The following is a 14432-nucleotide window of genomic DNA, read 5'->3' as shown; positions in this document are numbered from 1 at the left end:
TTTTTTGTTAGAACAGCTCGTGGCTCTCGCCGCCGGGATCCGTCAACGTCGTGCCGGTATCTCGCGATGGGTAGTCCGTTGGCTGAGTCCCTTCGATGAAGTACTCGGAGCGACTGCCGCCGCCGCCGCCAGAAAGCTTGCCGCTGCTCTTGTCGATGGTGACGCTGATGATGCCGGGTGGTGGAGTGACCTTCTGCTCCGGAATGCCTTCCAGCGCGGTTTTCATAAAGTCGTCCCATGCCGGCTGTGCACTCTTCGCACCGCCTTCGCCGCCGGAAACCTGATCCGGTATCGCGCCTGAAGCCGTAGCGCGGCCAAGATCACGGCGATGGTCATCAAAGCCAATCCATACCGAGGTCACGGTATCCGGGCCATAGCCGGAGAACCAGGCATCTTTCGAGCTGTTGGTGGTACCGGTTTTGCCGCCGATATCACGACGCTTCAGGTCACGGCCCGCACGCCATGCGGTGCCCATCCAGCCCGGTTCGCCGAAAATGTTACTGTTCAGCGCGTCATGCATCAGGAACGCCAGCGGGGTGCTGATCACGTGTGGCGCATACTGCTGATCGCCATCCTGGAGCACCTGAGCCGGAGTCACCTGCTCCAGTTGCGGCATCGGCACGCTGCCATTCTTGCCTTCCTGCGACGTAGCGACATTTTCAATATTGTCTTCAGAAAGTACGGCGGAACGGTGGGTATCACCGTAGATCACCGGCAGGTTACAGCTGCTGCAGACAATCTTCGGCTTGGTTTCGAACACCGTGTTGCCGCTATCGTCTTCAATCTTGGTGATAAAGTACGGATCCACCAGGTAACCGCCGTTGGCCAGAACCGCATAGCCGCGCACCAGTTGCATAGGGGTGAACGACGCGGAGCCTAACGCCAGCGATTCGGTGTGCACGATGTTCTGTGCCGGGAAGCCGAAACGCTGCAGATATTCTGCCGCATAGTCGACGCCCATCGCACGCATCGCACGCACCATCACTACGTTCTTCGACTGTCCCAGACCCTGACGCAGACGAATTGGCCCATCGTAGGTTGGCGGTGAGTTTTTCGGTCGCCAGTCGGTACCGGCGCCCGGATCCCAACGGGTGATCGGCAGGTCATTCAGGATGGTTGCCAGGGTCAGGCCCTTGTCCATCGCGGCGGTGTACAGGAAAGGTTTGATATTGGAACCGACCTGACGCAGCGCCTGGGTAACGCGGTTGAACTTGCTCTGGTTGAAGTCGAACCCGCCGACCAGCGCCTTCACGGCCCCGTCATTCGGGTTGATCGACACCAGGGCCGAGTTGACGTCCGGCACCTGTGACAGCCACCAATTTTCGCCCACCTTACGTACCCAGACTTGCTGACCGGCCTGCACTACGTCGGTGACGCGTTTCGGCGTTGGGCCCTGCTGAGTATCTGATTTGTAAGGACGCGCCCAACGCATGGTCGCCATCGGTAGCGCAATGTGGCTGCCGTCAGCCATCATCGCCGTCGCTTCTTCGGCGTTGGCCGAGACAATCACCGCCGGAGACAGCGGGCCGTAGTTCGGCAGATTCTTCAGCGAATCGACGATCTGTTTTTGATCCCACGCCGCTTCACCGACTTTCCACAGCACGTTGGACGGGCCGCGGTAACCGTGGCGCATATCGTAGGCCAGCACGTTGTTACGTACCGACTCCTGCGCCGCCAGCTGCAGCTTTTTGGTGATGGTGGTGTAGACCTTGTAACCGTCGGTATAGGCGTTGTCGCCATAACGCTTGATCATTTCCTGACGCACCATCTCGGAGAGATACGGGGCGGAGAAGCTGATTTCCGGTGCATGGTAGTTGGCCACCAGTTCTTCGCTACGGGCCTGATCGTACTGCGCCTGAGTGATGTAATGCTCATCCATCATGCGCGACAGCACCACGTTGCGGCGCGCGACGGCGCGATCGTGGGAGTAAAGCGGGTTGAAGGTAGACGGTGCTTTCGGCAAGCCGGCGATGGTCGCCATTTCGCTTAAGGTGAGCTGGCTAACGTCTTTACCGAAGTAAACCTGAGCCGCGGCACCCACGCCATAGGCGCGATACCCCAGATAGATTTTGTTCAGGTACAGCTCGAGAATTTCGTCTTTGCTCAGCATCTGTTCGATGCGAATCGCCAGGAAAGCTTCCTTGATTTTTCGCATCAGGGTGCGTTCCGGGCTTAAGAAGAAGTTTCTCGCCAACTGCTGGGTAATGGTACTCGCCCCCTGGGACGCATGGCCGGAGACCAGCGCAATAGAGGCGGCACGGAAGATACCGACCGGGTCGACGCCGTGATGCTCATAGAAGCGGCTGTCTTCGGTAGCGATAAACGCATGCACCATAACCGGTGGAATTTGGTTCAACTTCAGCGGAATACGGCGTTTCTCACCGTATTGGGCGATCAGTTCGCCGTCGGCGCTGTAAACCTGCATCGGTATTTGCAGCCGCACATCTTTCAGCGTCGCAACGTCAGGCAACTGTGGCTCGACATATTTGTACAAGCCAAAGATCGAGGCTGCCCCCAATACGATGCAACACACTGCAAGGATTAGTAAATACTTTACGAACTTCACCTGAGATTTCCCATTTTCATGTCATTTGGGCAGTTTATAAACAACCGCGCGGTAGTATAAAGGCAAGCCTGCAACATGGATATGTTCTTTTATCATCTGACGATATGGAGGTCGGGCGAAATATGTTCACTCAAGCATGGCAGGTGGGGCTGGATATACAAAGTGACTGCATTCGCGCCCTGGCGGTACAGCGGCGCCGCAACGGTTGGCAACTGCGTCACTGGTGGCAACACAGTCTGCCGCAACCGGTGTTGCGAGAAGGCTGCCTCGAACACCCCGAGCTGCTGATTCAGGCGCTGCGACAATGGCGAATTCAGTTACCAAGACATATTTCCTTACGCATTGCTTTGCCCGCTCAACGGGTTTTACAGCAGCAGATGCCGCTGCCGGACGCCAGGCTGAAAGAGCCGGCTCGCGGTGAATACATCACCAACCAGGGATTAAAACAGTTCCCGCTGGATAGCCAGTCGCTGGCTCTGGATTACCGTCCATCACCGGCAGACGCCGCCACTTTGCTGCTTACCGCTGCGCGGCAGCAAGAGGTGGAGCAGTGGCTGCATTGCTTGCACCAGGCCAATTTGCAGCCGCAGGTGGTCGATATTACCCCTTGCGCGCTTCGCACGATGGCGACAGCGGCAGGCGTGTCGACCGAAACCGGTTTGCTGCATCGCCTCGAGCTGGAGTGGTTATGGGTTGCATCACCTTCTACGTCCTTTGCCTATGGGGTTGTCCCAATAGTGGAGGCCACAGAGGCGGGTCAGGCGCTGGCGGCAATGCATGCCGCCTGCCAGCCACTTGCTACGCAGCAAATTTACTATAGCAGCGTGCTGGATGAGCTGCCTCCGCCAGGATGTTTGTCCTGGTCTCCATTTAGCGCTTTTAGTCAACTGCGTCCACCGCAGCCCCTTATACCGGCGGCATTTGTATTAGCCGGGGGTTTGGCGCTGCGCACAGAGGACAACTAGCTGATGTATCAGGTTAATCTTTTGCCCTGGCGCACTCGAGCTCAGCGTCGGCGCGCCACTTTCTGGTTGCGCCTGTTGGTGTTGCAACTGGCGCTGGCTGCGGCGGTGCTGACGGGGGTTTTGGGATTGTTAAACCGTCAGCAGGATCAACAGCATCTGGCACTTTTGACGCTGGTCCGGCAGCAGACGGAATTGACGGAACGTTTTCAGCAACGGCAACGGGCAATGGCTCGCCTGGCAAGCTTAACCGCGCAGGTGGAGCAACAGGGCATGAATGGGGTGCACAACCGACGTTACCTTCAATTGCTGCAACAGCTGTCGCCCCTGTTGCCCGCAGCGTTGTGGCTTATCGCATTGGATACTAATGCACAAAATATCCGTCTGCGGGGCCTGAGCCGCCGTTATGAGGCGGTGACTCAGTTTGAACAACGGCTAGTTGCGTTGCCGTTGTTGCAGCACGGCCGCCTGACTGAGGTGGTGCAGCGTCAGGATGGTTTGTTTTCATTTACCCTGACGGCACAGTGGGGGCGGGATGAATAAGCCTCTACCGCGCTGGCTAACGAGATGCTTGAACCTGCCGGGGTGGAAGCTGTTGCTGATGCAGTGGCTGGCGTTGAGCGGCCCAATCCTGCTGTTCGGCCTTCTGCTGCTACAGGGCAAATGGCAGCAACTGGGGCAGACCCAGGTGGAGCGGCAACGCCTAACGCAACAAATGTCTCCGCTGTGGGCACAATTGGCCCGGATGCCGACAATGGAGGCTCTCAATCAACAACTGCAACAGATTAAGCCCTCACCGGTGGCTAATGAAGCGTTGCTGGACGTATTGCAGCAAGTGGGGGCCGGGCTGCAACGCTGGCAGCAGCAGGAAAAAGCCTCGCGGCAAGCCCTACGGCTGCATCTTGAGTACGGCAGCTTATTAAGGCTGCTGGAAAAATTGCCCACCAAGCTACGCATCGAACAGATGACTGTTGAAACGCAGACGGAGGGGGTGTCGGTGCATTTCACTTTCCAGGATGTGGCTGAGGCTGTGCGGGTTGCCCCCTATGAATAAAAACCTTGGGTTCTGGCTGTTGTTGCTACCGATGGCGCTGCTGGCGCAGCCACGGGATCCTTTTCGACCGCTGCCTTCCCCCGACTGTCCTGCCGCGGCAGAGTCGCCGGTGAATTGGCGATTAAAAGGCACCCTCGGACACGAGAAGCTGCGTTTTGCCTGGATAGTTACGCCGGGCGGAAAGTGGTTGCGAGTCAAACCCAGCCAAACGCTACTGGCTGGGCGTTGGCAGGTTGAGCAGATACTGGAGCGGCAAGTGACGTTAAGCGCGGTTCAGAGTAATCCGGCCTGTTCGGTTGCCGAGGATAGGGTGGTGTTGGCGTTGGGAAAGCATAAAGCATAAGGAAGAAAAATGAAAGGATGTCGTTGGCTTGCAGTTTTGCTGTGGGGGAGTGCGTTCGCAAGCATAGCACAGGAGCCTGACCCCATTTCTCTGGAGTTTCAGGATGCGCCTGTGGCTGTGGTATTGCAGGCGCTGGCGGATCATCAGCAGCTTAATGTCGTCACCGCCGCAGGCGTGGGGGGAAACCTGACGCTGCGGTTGGATAAGGTACCCTGGCGGCAGGCCCTGGCCGTGATTTTACGCATGGGGAAACTGACTATGACGCTGGAGGGCAACGTGATGATGGTGTTTCCCGAACCAAGCGAACAGGAAAAGCAACGACAACAGCTGGCTTTAGCGCAAAAACAGCCATTACACAGCGTGACCCTGCCGCTGAATCATGCCGACGCGACGGAGATTGCTGAAAATCTGAATGCTCAGGACGGTACCTTGTTGAGTGAGCGGGGCAGCCTGGTGGCGGACAAACGCACCAATGCCGTGCTGCTCCGCGATACCGCACCGATAGTGGCGTTATTGACGCAGCGGATCGCGGAGATGGATGTGCCATTGGCGCAGGTGCAGTTAGCGGCGCATATCGTCACTATTAACAGCGAAAGCTTGCGGGAGCTTGGTGTGCGTTGGGGGCTGGCGCCGGACGAGCGGCCAGCAAAGTCGTGGCAATTGGATGGCTTCAACGTGGCGTTGCCGTTGGAGCGTAGCGCCGTCAGCGCCGGTTTTCATCTGGCACGAATCGGTGGCCGTTTGCTCGATCTGGAACTGATGGCGCTGGAACAGGAGAACCGGGTGGAAATTATCGCCAGCCCGCGCCTGCTGACCGCTAATCTGCAGACTGCTAGCATCAAGCAAGGGACGGAAATTCCCTATGAGGTGAACAGCGGTGCCAGCGGGGCGACATCGATAGAATTTAAAGAGGCGGTGCTGGGCATGGAGGTGACGCCAAAAATTTTGCCGAATGGCCGTATTACCCTGACGTTGCAAATCAGTCAGAACATGCCGGGGCGCTCCATCAGCCGCGCGACAGGCGAGACGCTGGCGATAGATAAGCAGGAGATCAAAACCCAGGTGACGGTGAAAGATGGCGAAACCATTGTTTTGGGCGGCGTATTTCAGCGCCATAGCGCCCAGGGGGCAGATAAGGTGCCCGGTATTGGCGATGTGCCACTGCTGGGATCTTTGTTCAAACGGAGCAGCAAGCAGCATAAACGGCGTGAGCTGGTGATATTCATTACTCCGACATTGATTAAGGCCTGAGCGGCAATGTGTCAGGTTCGTGGAAAATCACCTAAAGTTGATGAGCAGATGCACTTTTTTATCGCCTTGGGGGCATCTGCGTTTGACGCTGCGACCGATTTAGCTTACAAGGGTTACCGAATTGAGCACCGAGGTTTTTTTGTTAGCGCCAAGACGCCGTTAAAAACGTATGGTTTCCCTCCTGCGGCGTGGATTGCGATTTATTCGGTTGCCAAACTACCAAGAGTGTTGAGATAATTTTCCGTCTGATCTCGCACTATCGTTCATGAGGTTTCAGTTTAGGTCCCGCCGCTGATTTGATTGGCGGGGCGGGTTAACATTAACGAATTGTCTTAGTAATACCGAAAAACATGGCAGAGAAACGCAATATCTTTCTGGTTGGGCCTATGGGTGCCGGCAAAAGCACTATTGGCCGTCAGTTAGCTCAGCAACTCAATATGGAGTTTTTCGACTCCGATCAAGAAATTGAGCGACGTACCGGAGCTGACGTGGGCTGGGTATTCGACGTGGAAGGTGAAGAAGGTTTCCGCGATCGTGAAGAAAAAGTCATTAATGAACTGACGGAAAAGCAAGGCATCGTGCTGGCTACCGGCGGCGGTTCGGTTAAATCGCGTGAAACGCGTAACCGTCTGTCGGCGCGTGGCGTAGTGGTGTACCTGGAAACCACTATCGAGAAGCAATTGGCCCGAACCCAGCGCGACAAAAAGCGTCCGCTGCTGCAGGTTGATTCTCCTCCGCGTGAAGTGCTTGAAGCGCTGGCGAAAGAGCGCAATCCGTTATACGAAGAAATTGCAGATGTCACCATCCGCACCGACGATCAAAGCGCCAAAGTGGTTGCCAACCAGATTATCAACATGCTGGAAAGCAACTGATTGCGGTTTCCGTGTTCGCCACGGCAAATGCGGAAAGACTGATTGTGTTCCCCGCAGTAGCGGGGATAAACCACACTGAGAACTGAGCGCGACATGGAGAGAATTACCGTAACGCTTGGGGAGCGCAGCTACCCGATTACCATAGCCGCCGGATTGTTCAACGATCCGGCTTCTTTTATGCCGCTGAAGGCGGGTGAGCAGGTTATGCTGGTCACCAACCAAACCCTGGCGCCACTCTATCTGGACCACGTCCGGAAGGTGCTGGAACAGGCTGGCGTCATGGTGGATCAGGTGATTTTACCTGATGGCGAACAGTACAAATCTCTTGCCGTGCTCGAGCAGGTGTTCTCGGCGCTGTTGGAAAAACCGCACGGTCGCGATACCACGCTGATTGCCCTTGGCGGCGGCGTGGTAGGCGATCTAACCGGTTTTGCCGCCGCGTGTTATCAGCGCGGAGTCCGCTTTATTCAGGTCCCTACCACTCTGCTGTCGCAGGTGGACTCTTCCGTTGGCGGTAAAACCGCCGTCAATCATCCGCTCGGTAAAAACATGATCGGTGCCTTCTATCAACCCGCTTCAGTCGTGGTTGATCTGGATTGCCTGAAAACCTTGCCGGCGCGTGAGCTCTCCTCTGGTTTGGCTGAAGTGATCAAGTACGGGATTATTCTCGATCGCGATTTCTTTGTCTGGCTGGAAAACAATATTGATGCTCTGGTGGCGTTGGACATGCAGGCTTTGGCCTATTGCATCCGCCGTTGCTGTGAACTTAAGGCTGAGGTCGTTGCCGCTGACGAACGCGAAAGCGGTCTGCGTGCGCTGCTGAATTTGGGCCATACTTACGGCCATGCTATCGAAGCCGAAATGGGCTATGGTGTATGGTTGCACGGTGAGGCCGTCGCTGCCGGCATGGTGATGGCGGCAGAAACCGCGCACCGTCTCGGTCAGTTCTCCGCCGAAGATATTGAACGTATCAAAGCACTGTTATTACGCGCTGGCTTGCCGGTGTGTGGTCCGCAGGAAATGGCACCGGAATCTTATTTGCCACATATGATGCGCGATAAGAAAGTACTGGCCGGTGAACTACGTCTGGTACTGCCGACGGCCATTGGCCAGGCGGAAGTCCGCGGCGGAGTTGGGCATGAAATGGTGCTTGCTTCCATCGCAGCTTGCCTTCCTGCAGGGAATGCCTAAGTAAATCGGACGAAGTAACAGTGGCTTAGCCGCCGTTTACATCTATATTAATTATGTGCAAAGCAGGCATGGCGTCGCTTTGACATCATCGGGTTAATCTGCCCGTGCCACGGTAGATCTACAGTGGTGGGCTTTTGCCTCTAGTTGGAGGGTTTCAGATGGATGAGTTTAAACCGGAAGACGATCTCAGACCTGATAGCAGCGATCGTCGTCCTGCACGTTCGCGCAAACCGGCTCCGGGACCGCGTTTTGCCGTTTCGCGTCAGCATTTAATGATTGGTATCGGTATTTTGGTGCTGTTATTGCTGATTGTCGGCATTGGCTCGGCGCTGAAAGCGCCAACCAAGCATGAAGCGGCCCAGGAAGGCGCGCAAAATGGCGCGGCCAAAGACATTAACCTGTCCGGTTCTTCGTCGCTGACGGCCGGTAATTCCGGCGTTCCGGGTGGTACTACCGACACCAATGACAATAACGGTGTGAGCAGCAGTTCGCAGCCGCAAACCGTCAGCGTTCCACCGATCGCCAGCACCCCGACGGAAGCGCAACCGCAGCCACAGCAAGGCGGCGCGCAGCAACGGGTCGATTTACCGGGCAATATGTCGGACGCGCTGTCGGCCCAGCAAGGGCAGGTTGATACCGCGGCGCAGGGCATGACAGGGCCGGCTTCGACCCTGCCGACGGCTCCTGCGACTCTGATGAACGGCGCAACGGCGAAAGAAACCGTACGCCCGGTTCAGGGAACGGCGCCACAGCAACACAAAACGCCGGCAAAAACCGTCAGCAAGCCGACGGCTACGACCTCGCAGCACAAAGCGCCAACCACGGTGTATACACCGGCGCCTACCTCTTCCGCCAAAGCGGGAGCGGCAAGTGCCAAGGCGGGAGCCGTAAGCGGCAACGCGGGTTCGCTGCAATCTGCACCGGCAGGCCATTACACTCTGCAACTGAGCAGTGCCTCGCGTTCCGATACGCTCAATGCCTACGCCAAGCAGCAGAAACTGCAGCATTATCTGGTGTACGCAACCCAGCGTGACGGTAAACCTTGGTATGTGCTGGTGAGTGGCAACTATGCCTCTTCGGCAGAAGCGAAGCGCGCAATCGCGACGCTGCCAGCGGATGTTCAGGCGAAAAAACCATGGGTTCGACCTGTACGCCAGGTACAGCAAGATCTGAAAAAGTAACCCGGTAGATTTCAAGCTGCATTCAGTTGGCGAAGGCAGGGATTTCAGACATTTAGGGGCGCAGCATGCTGCGCCCATGTTAATCGGGGCACGCAATTTAGCCCGCGACAGATGACTGAAGTGGCCTGGAAACAGGCTGAACAACCGTGCGTGGCCAGCGATGCTGCGGCTTGAAGTATGAAGGGTATCAATCACTTAAATTTGTGCGCTGATGTGCTGTCTGAAACAGAGTACAATCCGCCGCTCTGAATTGTATAATAAGTAGCTAATTGACGGCATGAAGAAAAACCGCGCTTTTTTAAAATGGGCTGGTGGAAAATACCCGCTGGTGGACGAGATTCGTCGTCATCTGCCAGCAGGCGACTGCTTAATCGAGCCCTTCGTGGGTGCGGGTTCAGTCTTTCTGAACACGGAATACGATGCCTATATTCTCGCCGACATCAACAGCGATCTTATTAACCTGTATAACATCGTTAAGCTGCGTACGGATGACTTCGTGCGTGATGCCCGCCTTCTTTTCACCGATGAATTCAATAAGTCGGATCAGTTTTACCTGCTGCGCGAAGAGTTTAATACTAGTGCCGATCCTTATCGCCGCGCGCTGCTGTTTCTTTATCTGAACCGCCACTGTTATAACGGCCTGTGCCGATATAACCTGCGTGGCGAGTTCAACGTTCCCTTTGGACGTTACAAGAAACCGTACTTCCCCGAGGAAGAGCTGTACTGGTTCGCCGAAAAATCCCGCAACGCCACTTTTGTCTGCGAGCATTACCGGGATACCATGGCAAAAGCCGAGCGTGGTACCGTGGTGTATTGCGATCCGCCGTATGCGCCATTATCGGCTACGGCGAATTTTACCGCCTACCACACCAACAGCTTCAGCATGGCCGATCAACAAAGCCTGGCGTTGATGGCACATCAGCTTTCAGTAGAAAGCCAGGTGCCGGTATTGATTTCCAACCACGATACCGAACTGACGCGTGACTGGTATCAGCACGCCTCGCTGTTTGTTGTGAAAGCGCGTCGCACCATCAGCCGCAATATTCTCGGCCGCAGCAAAGTGAATGAACTTTTGGCGCTTTATCGTTAAACCGGGGTTACGCCCCGGCGTATAACAAATTCGAACCCTACGTTTGGAGATAGCGGATGAAAAAATTTTTGATTGCCCCGTCCATTTTGTCGGCAGATTTTGCTCGCCTGGGTGAAGACACAGCCAACGTGCTGGCCGCAGGTGCCGACGTAGTGCACTTCGACGTGATGGATAACCACTACGTTCCCAATCTGACCATCGGGCCGATGGTTTGTCAGGCGCTGCGTAACTACGGCATCACCGCACCGATTGATGTGCATCTGATGGTGAAGCCGGTAGACCGCATAGTGCCGGACTTCGCCGCAGCGGGTGCCAGTTACATCTCTTTCCATCCGGAAGCCTCCGAACACGTCGATCGCACCATTCAATTGATTAAAGAGCACGGCTGTAAAGCCGGTTTGGTATTCAACCCGGCGACGCCGCTGAGCTATCTCGATTACGTGATGGACAAAATCGACGTGATCCTGCTGATGTCGGTCAACCCTGGCTTTGGCGGCCAGTCGTTTATCCACGGTACTTTGGATAAGCTGCGCCAGGTGCGCAAGCTGATCGACGAAAGCGGTCGCGATATCCGTTTGGAAGTGGATGGCGGCGTGAAAGTCGACAACATCGCCGAAATCGCCGCAGCCGGTGCAGACATGTTTGTCGCCGGTTCAGCCATCTTCGGCAAGCCGGACTATCGCCGGGTGATTGATGATATGCGTAGCGAACTGGCGAAGGTGACGCATGGCTGATTTTAGTGCCATCCGCGCTCTGGCCTTTGATCTCGATGGCACGCTGGTAGACAGCGCGCCGGGATTGGCGGCCGCTATTGATATGGCGCTGGCGGAAATGGGTCTGCCGCAGGCCGGCGAAGGCCGGGTCAGCACCTGGATTGGCAATGGCGCAGACGTGCTGGTACAACGCGCGCTGCGCTGGGCTGAGGTGGAAGCCACCCCAGAACACTGCCAACAACTGCGCGAACGTTTTGATCACTTCTATGCGCAAACCGTGGACAGCGGCAGCCGTCTGTTTCCGCAGGTGAAGGAAACGCTGGCCCAATTAGCTGCGCAAGGGTATCCCATGGCGCTGGTGACCAACAAGCCGACGCCGTTTGTCGCACCACTGTTGGCCGCATTGGGCATTCTCGATGACTTTTCGCTGATTATCGGCGGCGATGACGTGGTGGAAAAGAAACCGCACCCGGCACCGCTGTATCTGGTCCTCGGCAAGTTGGGCCTGCGCACCAACGAGTTGCTGTTTGTGGGCGATTCCCGCAACGATATTCAGGCGGCGCAGGCGGCTGGCTGCCCTAGCGCCGCGCTGACCTACGGTTATAACTACGGCGAGGCGATTGCCCTGAGCCATCCCGACCGCGTGTTGGAGCGCTTTGCCGATTTGTTGCCCGCTCTTGGGCTGTCATCTTTAGAGAATCAGGAAATTTAAACATGAGTAAGCCCATCGTATTTAGCGGCGCACAGCCGTCCGGTGAACTGACCATTGGCAACTACATGGGTGCCCTGCGTCAGTGGGAGAAAATGCAGGACGATTATGACTGCATCTACTGCATCGTTGATTTGCATGCGATCACCGTACGTCAGGACGCAGAAAAACTGCGCAAAGCTACGCTGGACACGCTGGCGCTGTATCTGGCCTGCGGCATCGATCCGCAAAAGAGCACCATCTTCGTACAGTCTCACGTGCCGGAGCATACGCAACTGAGCTGGGTGTTGAACTGCTATACCTATTTCGGCGAACTGAGCCGCATGACCCAGTTCAAAGACAAATCCGCACGCTATGCGGAAAACATCAACGCCGGCCTGTTCAGCTACCCGGTGCTGATGGCGGCAGATATCCTGCTGTACCAGACCAACCAGGTTCCGGTCGGTGAAGACCAGAAGCAACATCTGGAACTGAGCCGTGACATTGGTCAGCGTTTCAATGCGCTGTACGGTGACGTGTTCAAAGTCCCTGAGCCGTTTATTCCCAAGTCCGGCGCTCGCGTGATGTCGCTGCAAGAGCCGACCAAGAAAATGTCCAAGTCGGACGATAACCGCAACAACGTGATTGGCCTGCTGGAAGATCCGAAAGCGGTGAGCAAGAAAATCAAACGTGCTATGACTGACTCCGAAGAGCCGCCGGTAGTGCGTTACGACGTGGCGAACAAGGCAGGGGTATCAAACCTGCTGGATATTCTCGCCGGTGTGACCGGCAAGAGCATCGCTCAGTTGGAAGCCGAGTTTGAAGGCCAGATGTACGGCCACCTGAAAGGTGCGGTAGCCGAAGCGGTATCAGGCATGCTGGGTGAGCTGCAGGAGCGTTACCACCGTTTCCGCAATGACGAGGCCTTGCTGCAGCAGGTGATGCGTGACGGTGCGGCCAAGGCTCGTGCGCGCGCACAGGAAACGTTGGCCAAGGTTTACCAGGCGGTTGGCTTCGTGTCACCACAGTGATCCTCGCCATAAAAGAAAAGCGGCCATTGGCCGCTTTTTTTACGTCTGGATTAAGCCATTTGCGCCAGTGGCTGTGGTGATTCCTGGCTGGAGAACCAGTTCAGCTTGCTGCGCAGGCTCACCACGCTGCCGACGATGATTAAACTTGGGCTGGCAGCTCGCAAGGCCAGGGTTCCCAGCTGCTTCAGTTCCCCTTCGATCACCCTTTGACGACAAGAGGTGCCGTTTTCTACCAGCGCCACCGGGGTGGAGGCCGGCATACCGTGCGCGATCAGTTGGCGTTGGATCTCTGCCGCCTGCGTCAGGCCCATGTAAAACACCAACGTTTGCTGCCCGGCGGCCAGCGTTGACCAGTTTAACCCGCCATCGCGCTTGGCGTGCCCCGTCACCAGACGTACGCTTTGCGCATGGTCGCGATGGGTGAGGGGAATACCGCTGTAGGCTGAGCAACCGGAAGCAGCGGTAATGCCCGGCACCACCGAGAACGGAATATTGGCGTCGGCCAACGTTTCCAGCTCTTCACCGCCGCGGCCAAAGATGAATGGGTCACCGCCTTTCAGCCGTACTACGCGCTTACCTTGTTGCGCCTGCTCGAGCAGGATTTGGTTAATCTGATCTTGTGGCACGCAATGGTTGCCGGCACGTTTGCCGACGAAAATGCGCTCGGCATCGCGACGCACCAGCGTCATGACCTCATCGGAGACCAGGCGGTCATAAACCACCACGTCAGCCTGCTGGATCTGCTGCAGACCTTTCAGGGTCAACAGGCCTGCGTCACCCGGTCCGGCACCCACCAGTACCACTTCACCGCATTGTTGCTGTTGATGGCTAAACAGCTCCTCGATCTGCCGATCCGCCAGCGGTTGGTCATCATTGGCCAAAGACTGCGCCAGGCGGTCGTGGGCAAACAGTTTTTCCCAAAAACGGCGGCGTGCGCCGATGTCAGAGAAGTGCTTTTTCACCCGTTGACGCAATGAGCCGCCCAGTTGCGCCAGCTTGCCAAGGTGCTGAGGCAGCATGGCCTCCAGTTTTTCTCGTAACAGCCGCGCCAGCACCGGCGCTTTACCGCCGGAAGACACCGCGACCATAATCGGCGAGCGATCGATAATCGATGGCATGATAAAGCTGGCGCGCTTGGGATCATCCACGACGTTGCAGAACACCCGTTGCTGGTTGGCGCATTGATACACCAACGCGTTGACTTCCACCCGATCGGTGGCGGCGATCACCAGCCACTTTTCCACCAGCAACGCCGCGCTGAACTCGCCTTCTGCCAGCGTGACCCGGCCAAGCGCGGCCCATTCGTGAAATTGCGGGCTGAAGCTGCAGGCGTTGACGGTCAACGCCGCGCCGGCATCCAGCAGCAGACGGGCTTTGCGTTCGGCTATCTCGCCGCCACCGACCAGCAGGCAGGCTTTGTGTTGCAGTTGGCAGAAAATCGGCAGGTAATCCATCGGCAATCCTCGGGGCAATCAGCAGTGGGGCGCAAA

General features: G+C 56.6%; 15 protein-coding genes. 13 read left to right on the top strand and 2 right to left on the bottom strand.

The annotated features are described in order from the left end of the window. Window positions 1–7 precede the first annotated feature (7 nt). The gene (gene mrcA, locus M495_RS22815; RefSeq protein WP_041415065.1) at window positions 8–2566 is read right to left on the bottom strand and encodes a peptidoglycan glycosyltransferase/peptidoglycan DD-transpeptidase MrcA; all 2559 of its coding nucleotides are present in this window, start codon (window positions 2564–2566) and stop codon (window positions 8–10) included. A 122-nt stretch (window positions 2567–2688) separates the two neighbouring features. Here mrcA and pilM point away from each other — a divergent pair, with 122 nt between their 5' ends. From pilM to trpS, 13 genes are all read left to right on the top strand, one after another. Next, the gene (gene pilM, locus M495_RS22810; protein WP_020837340.1) at window positions 2689–3531 is read left to right on the top strand and encodes a type IV pilus biogenesis protein PilM; all 843 of its coding nucleotides are present in this window, start codon (window positions 2689–2691) and stop codon (window positions 3529–3531) included. Window positions 3532–3534: 3 nt separating this feature from the next. After that, the gene (locus M495_RS22805; RefSeq protein ID WP_020837339.1) at window positions 3535–4071 is read left to right on the top strand and encodes a PilN domain-containing protein; all 537 of its coding nucleotides are present in this window, start codon (window positions 3535–3537) and stop codon (window positions 4069–4071) included. Continuing rightward, window positions 4064–4582 (top strand): hypothetical protein, encoded by a 519-nt coding sequence (locus M495_RS22800; RefSeq protein WP_041415063.1) that lies wholly within the window; start codon window positions 4064–4066, stop codon window positions 4580–4582. Before M495_RS22805 ends, M495_RS22800 begins: the two co-directional genes overlap by 8 nt. After that, on the top strand, window positions 4575–4925 hold the full coding sequence (locus M495_RS22795; protein ID WP_020837335.1) for a HofP DNA utilization family protein: 351 nt from the start codon (window positions 4575–4577) through the stop codon (window positions 4923–4925). The genes M495_RS22800 and M495_RS22795 overlap by 8 nt, the downstream gene beginning before the upstream one ends. Window positions 4926–4934: 9 nt before the next feature. Beyond that, entirely contained in the window at window positions 4935–6176 is a 1242-nt protein-coding gene (hofQ, locus tag M495_RS22790) for a DNA uptake porin HofQ (RefSeq protein ID WP_071846579.1), read from the top strand. A gap of 6 nt (window positions 6177–6182) precedes the next feature. Further along, window positions 6183–6413, top strand: a complete 231-nt coding sequence (locus M495_RS22785) for a hypothetical protein (RefSeq protein WP_020837331.1) — start codon at window positions 6183–6185, stop codon at window positions 6411–6413. A 113-nt stretch (window positions 6414–6526) separates the two neighbouring features. After that, window positions 6527–7048, top strand: coding sequence for a shikimate kinase AroK (aroK, locus tag M495_RS22780; RefSeq protein WP_004391482.1), 522 nt, complete (start codon window positions 6527–6529; stop codon window positions 7046–7048). 93 nt (window positions 7049–7141) lie between these two features. Then, window positions 7142–8239: a 3-dehydroquinate synthase gene (gene aroB, locus M495_RS22775; RefSeq protein WP_020837329.1), complete on the top strand. Its 1098-nt coding sequence runs from the start codon at window positions 7142–7144 to the stop codon at window positions 8237–8239. Between the two features lie 158 nt (window positions 8240–8397). Further along, on the top strand, window positions 8398–9420 hold the full coding sequence (locus M495_RS22770) for an SPOR domain-containing protein (protein WP_020837328.1): 1023 nt from the start codon (window positions 8398–8400) through the stop codon (window positions 9418–9420). Window positions 9421–9697: 277 nt separating this feature from the next. Continuing rightward, window positions 9698–10510: an adenine-specific DNA-methyltransferase gene (gene dam, locus M495_RS22765; protein WP_020837327.1), complete on the top strand. Its 813-nt coding sequence runs from the start codon at window positions 9698–9700 to the stop codon at window positions 10508–10510. 56 nt (window positions 10511–10566) lie between these two features. Beyond that, window positions 10567–11244, top strand: coding sequence for a ribulose-phosphate 3-epimerase (rpe, locus tag M495_RS22760; protein ID WP_020837326.1), 678 nt, complete (start codon window positions 10567–10569; stop codon window positions 11242–11244). Then, window positions 11237–11935 (top strand): phosphoglycolate phosphatase, encoded by a 699-nt coding sequence (locus M495_RS22755; protein ID WP_020837325.1) that lies wholly within the window; start codon window positions 11237–11239, stop codon window positions 11933–11935. Before rpe ends, M495_RS22755 begins: the two co-directional genes overlap by 8 nt. 2 nt (window positions 11936–11937) lie before the next feature. Continuing rightward, window positions 11938–12942 carry a tryptophan--tRNA ligase gene (gene trpS / locus M495_RS22750; RefSeq protein WP_020837324.1) on the top strand — a complete coding sequence of 335 codons (1005 nt, stop codon included), beginning with the start codon at window positions 11938–11940 and terminating at the stop codon, window positions 12940–12942. A gap of 50 nt (window positions 12943–12992) precedes the next feature. Here the strand turns inward: trpS and cysG are convergent, their stop codons facing one another. Beyond that, window positions 12993–14396, bottom strand: a complete 1404-nt coding sequence (gene cysG, locus M495_RS22745) for a siroheme synthase CysG (RefSeq protein WP_020837323.1) — start codon at window positions 14394–14396, stop codon at window positions 12993–12995. Window positions 14397–14432 lie beyond the last annotated feature (36 nt).

Source organism: Serratia liquefaciens ATCC 27592, assembly GCF_000422085.1.
GTDB lineage: Bacteria > Pseudomonadota > Gammaproteobacteria > Enterobacterales > Enterobacteriaceae > Serratia > Serratia liquefaciens.
The sequence above is the reverse complement of the archived record's forward strand: the minus strand, read 5'-3'. Positions and strand labels throughout refer to the sequence as shown.

Excerpts from the sequence above, each read along its gene's own strand:
- pilM (WP_020837340.1), top strand. The coding sequence starts at position 2,689 with ATGTTCACTCAAGCATGGCAGGTGGGGCTGGATATACAAAGTGACTGC.
- M495_RS22805 (WP_020837339.1), top strand. The coding sequence starts at position 3,535 with ATGTATCAGGTTAATCTTTTGCCCTGGCGCACTCGAGCTCAGCGTCGG.
- M495_RS22800 (WP_041415063.1), top strand. The coding sequence starts at position 4,064 with ATGAATAAGCCTCTACCGCGCTGGCTAACGAGATGCTTGAACCTGCCG.
- M495_RS22795 (WP_020837335.1), top strand. The coding sequence starts at position 4,575 with ATGAATAAAAACCTTGGGTTCTGGCTGTTGTTGCTACCGATGGCGCTG.
- hofQ (WP_071846579.1), top strand. The coding sequence starts at position 4,935 with ATGAAAGGATGTCGTTGGCTTGCAGTTTTGCTGTGGGGGAGTGCGTTC.
- M495_RS22785 (WP_020837331.1), top strand. The coding sequence starts at position 6,183 with ATGTGTCAGGTTCGTGGAAAATCACCTAAAGTTGATGAGCAGATGCAC.
- aroK (WP_004391482.1), top strand. The coding sequence starts at position 6,527 with ATGGCAGAGAAACGCAATATCTTTCTGGTTGGGCCTATGGGTGCCGGC.
- aroB (WP_020837329.1), top strand. The coding sequence starts at position 7,142 with ATGGAGAGAATTACCGTAACGCTTGGGGAGCGCAGCTACCCGATTACC.
- M495_RS22770 (WP_020837328.1), top strand. The coding sequence starts at position 8,398 with ATGGATGAGTTTAAACCGGAAGACGATCTCAGACCTGATAGCAGCGAT.
- dam (WP_020837327.1), top strand. The coding sequence starts at position 9,698 with ATGAAGAAAAACCGCGCTTTTTTAAAATGGGCTGGTGGAAAATACCCG.
- rpe (WP_020837326.1), top strand. The coding sequence starts at position 10,567 with ATGAAAAAATTTTTGATTGCCCCGTCCATTTTGTCGGCAGATTTTGCT.
- M495_RS22755 (WP_020837325.1), top strand. The coding sequence starts at position 11,237 with ATGGCTGATTTTAGTGCCATCCGCGCTCTGGCCTTTGATCTCGATGGC.
- trpS (WP_020837324.1), top strand. The coding sequence starts at position 11,938 with ATGAGTAAGCCCATCGTATTTAGCGGCGCACAGCCGTCCGGTGAACTG.
- cysG (WP_020837323.1), bottom strand. The coding sequence starts at position 14,396 with ATGGATTACCTGCCGATTTTCTGCCAACTGCAACACAAAGCCTGCCTG.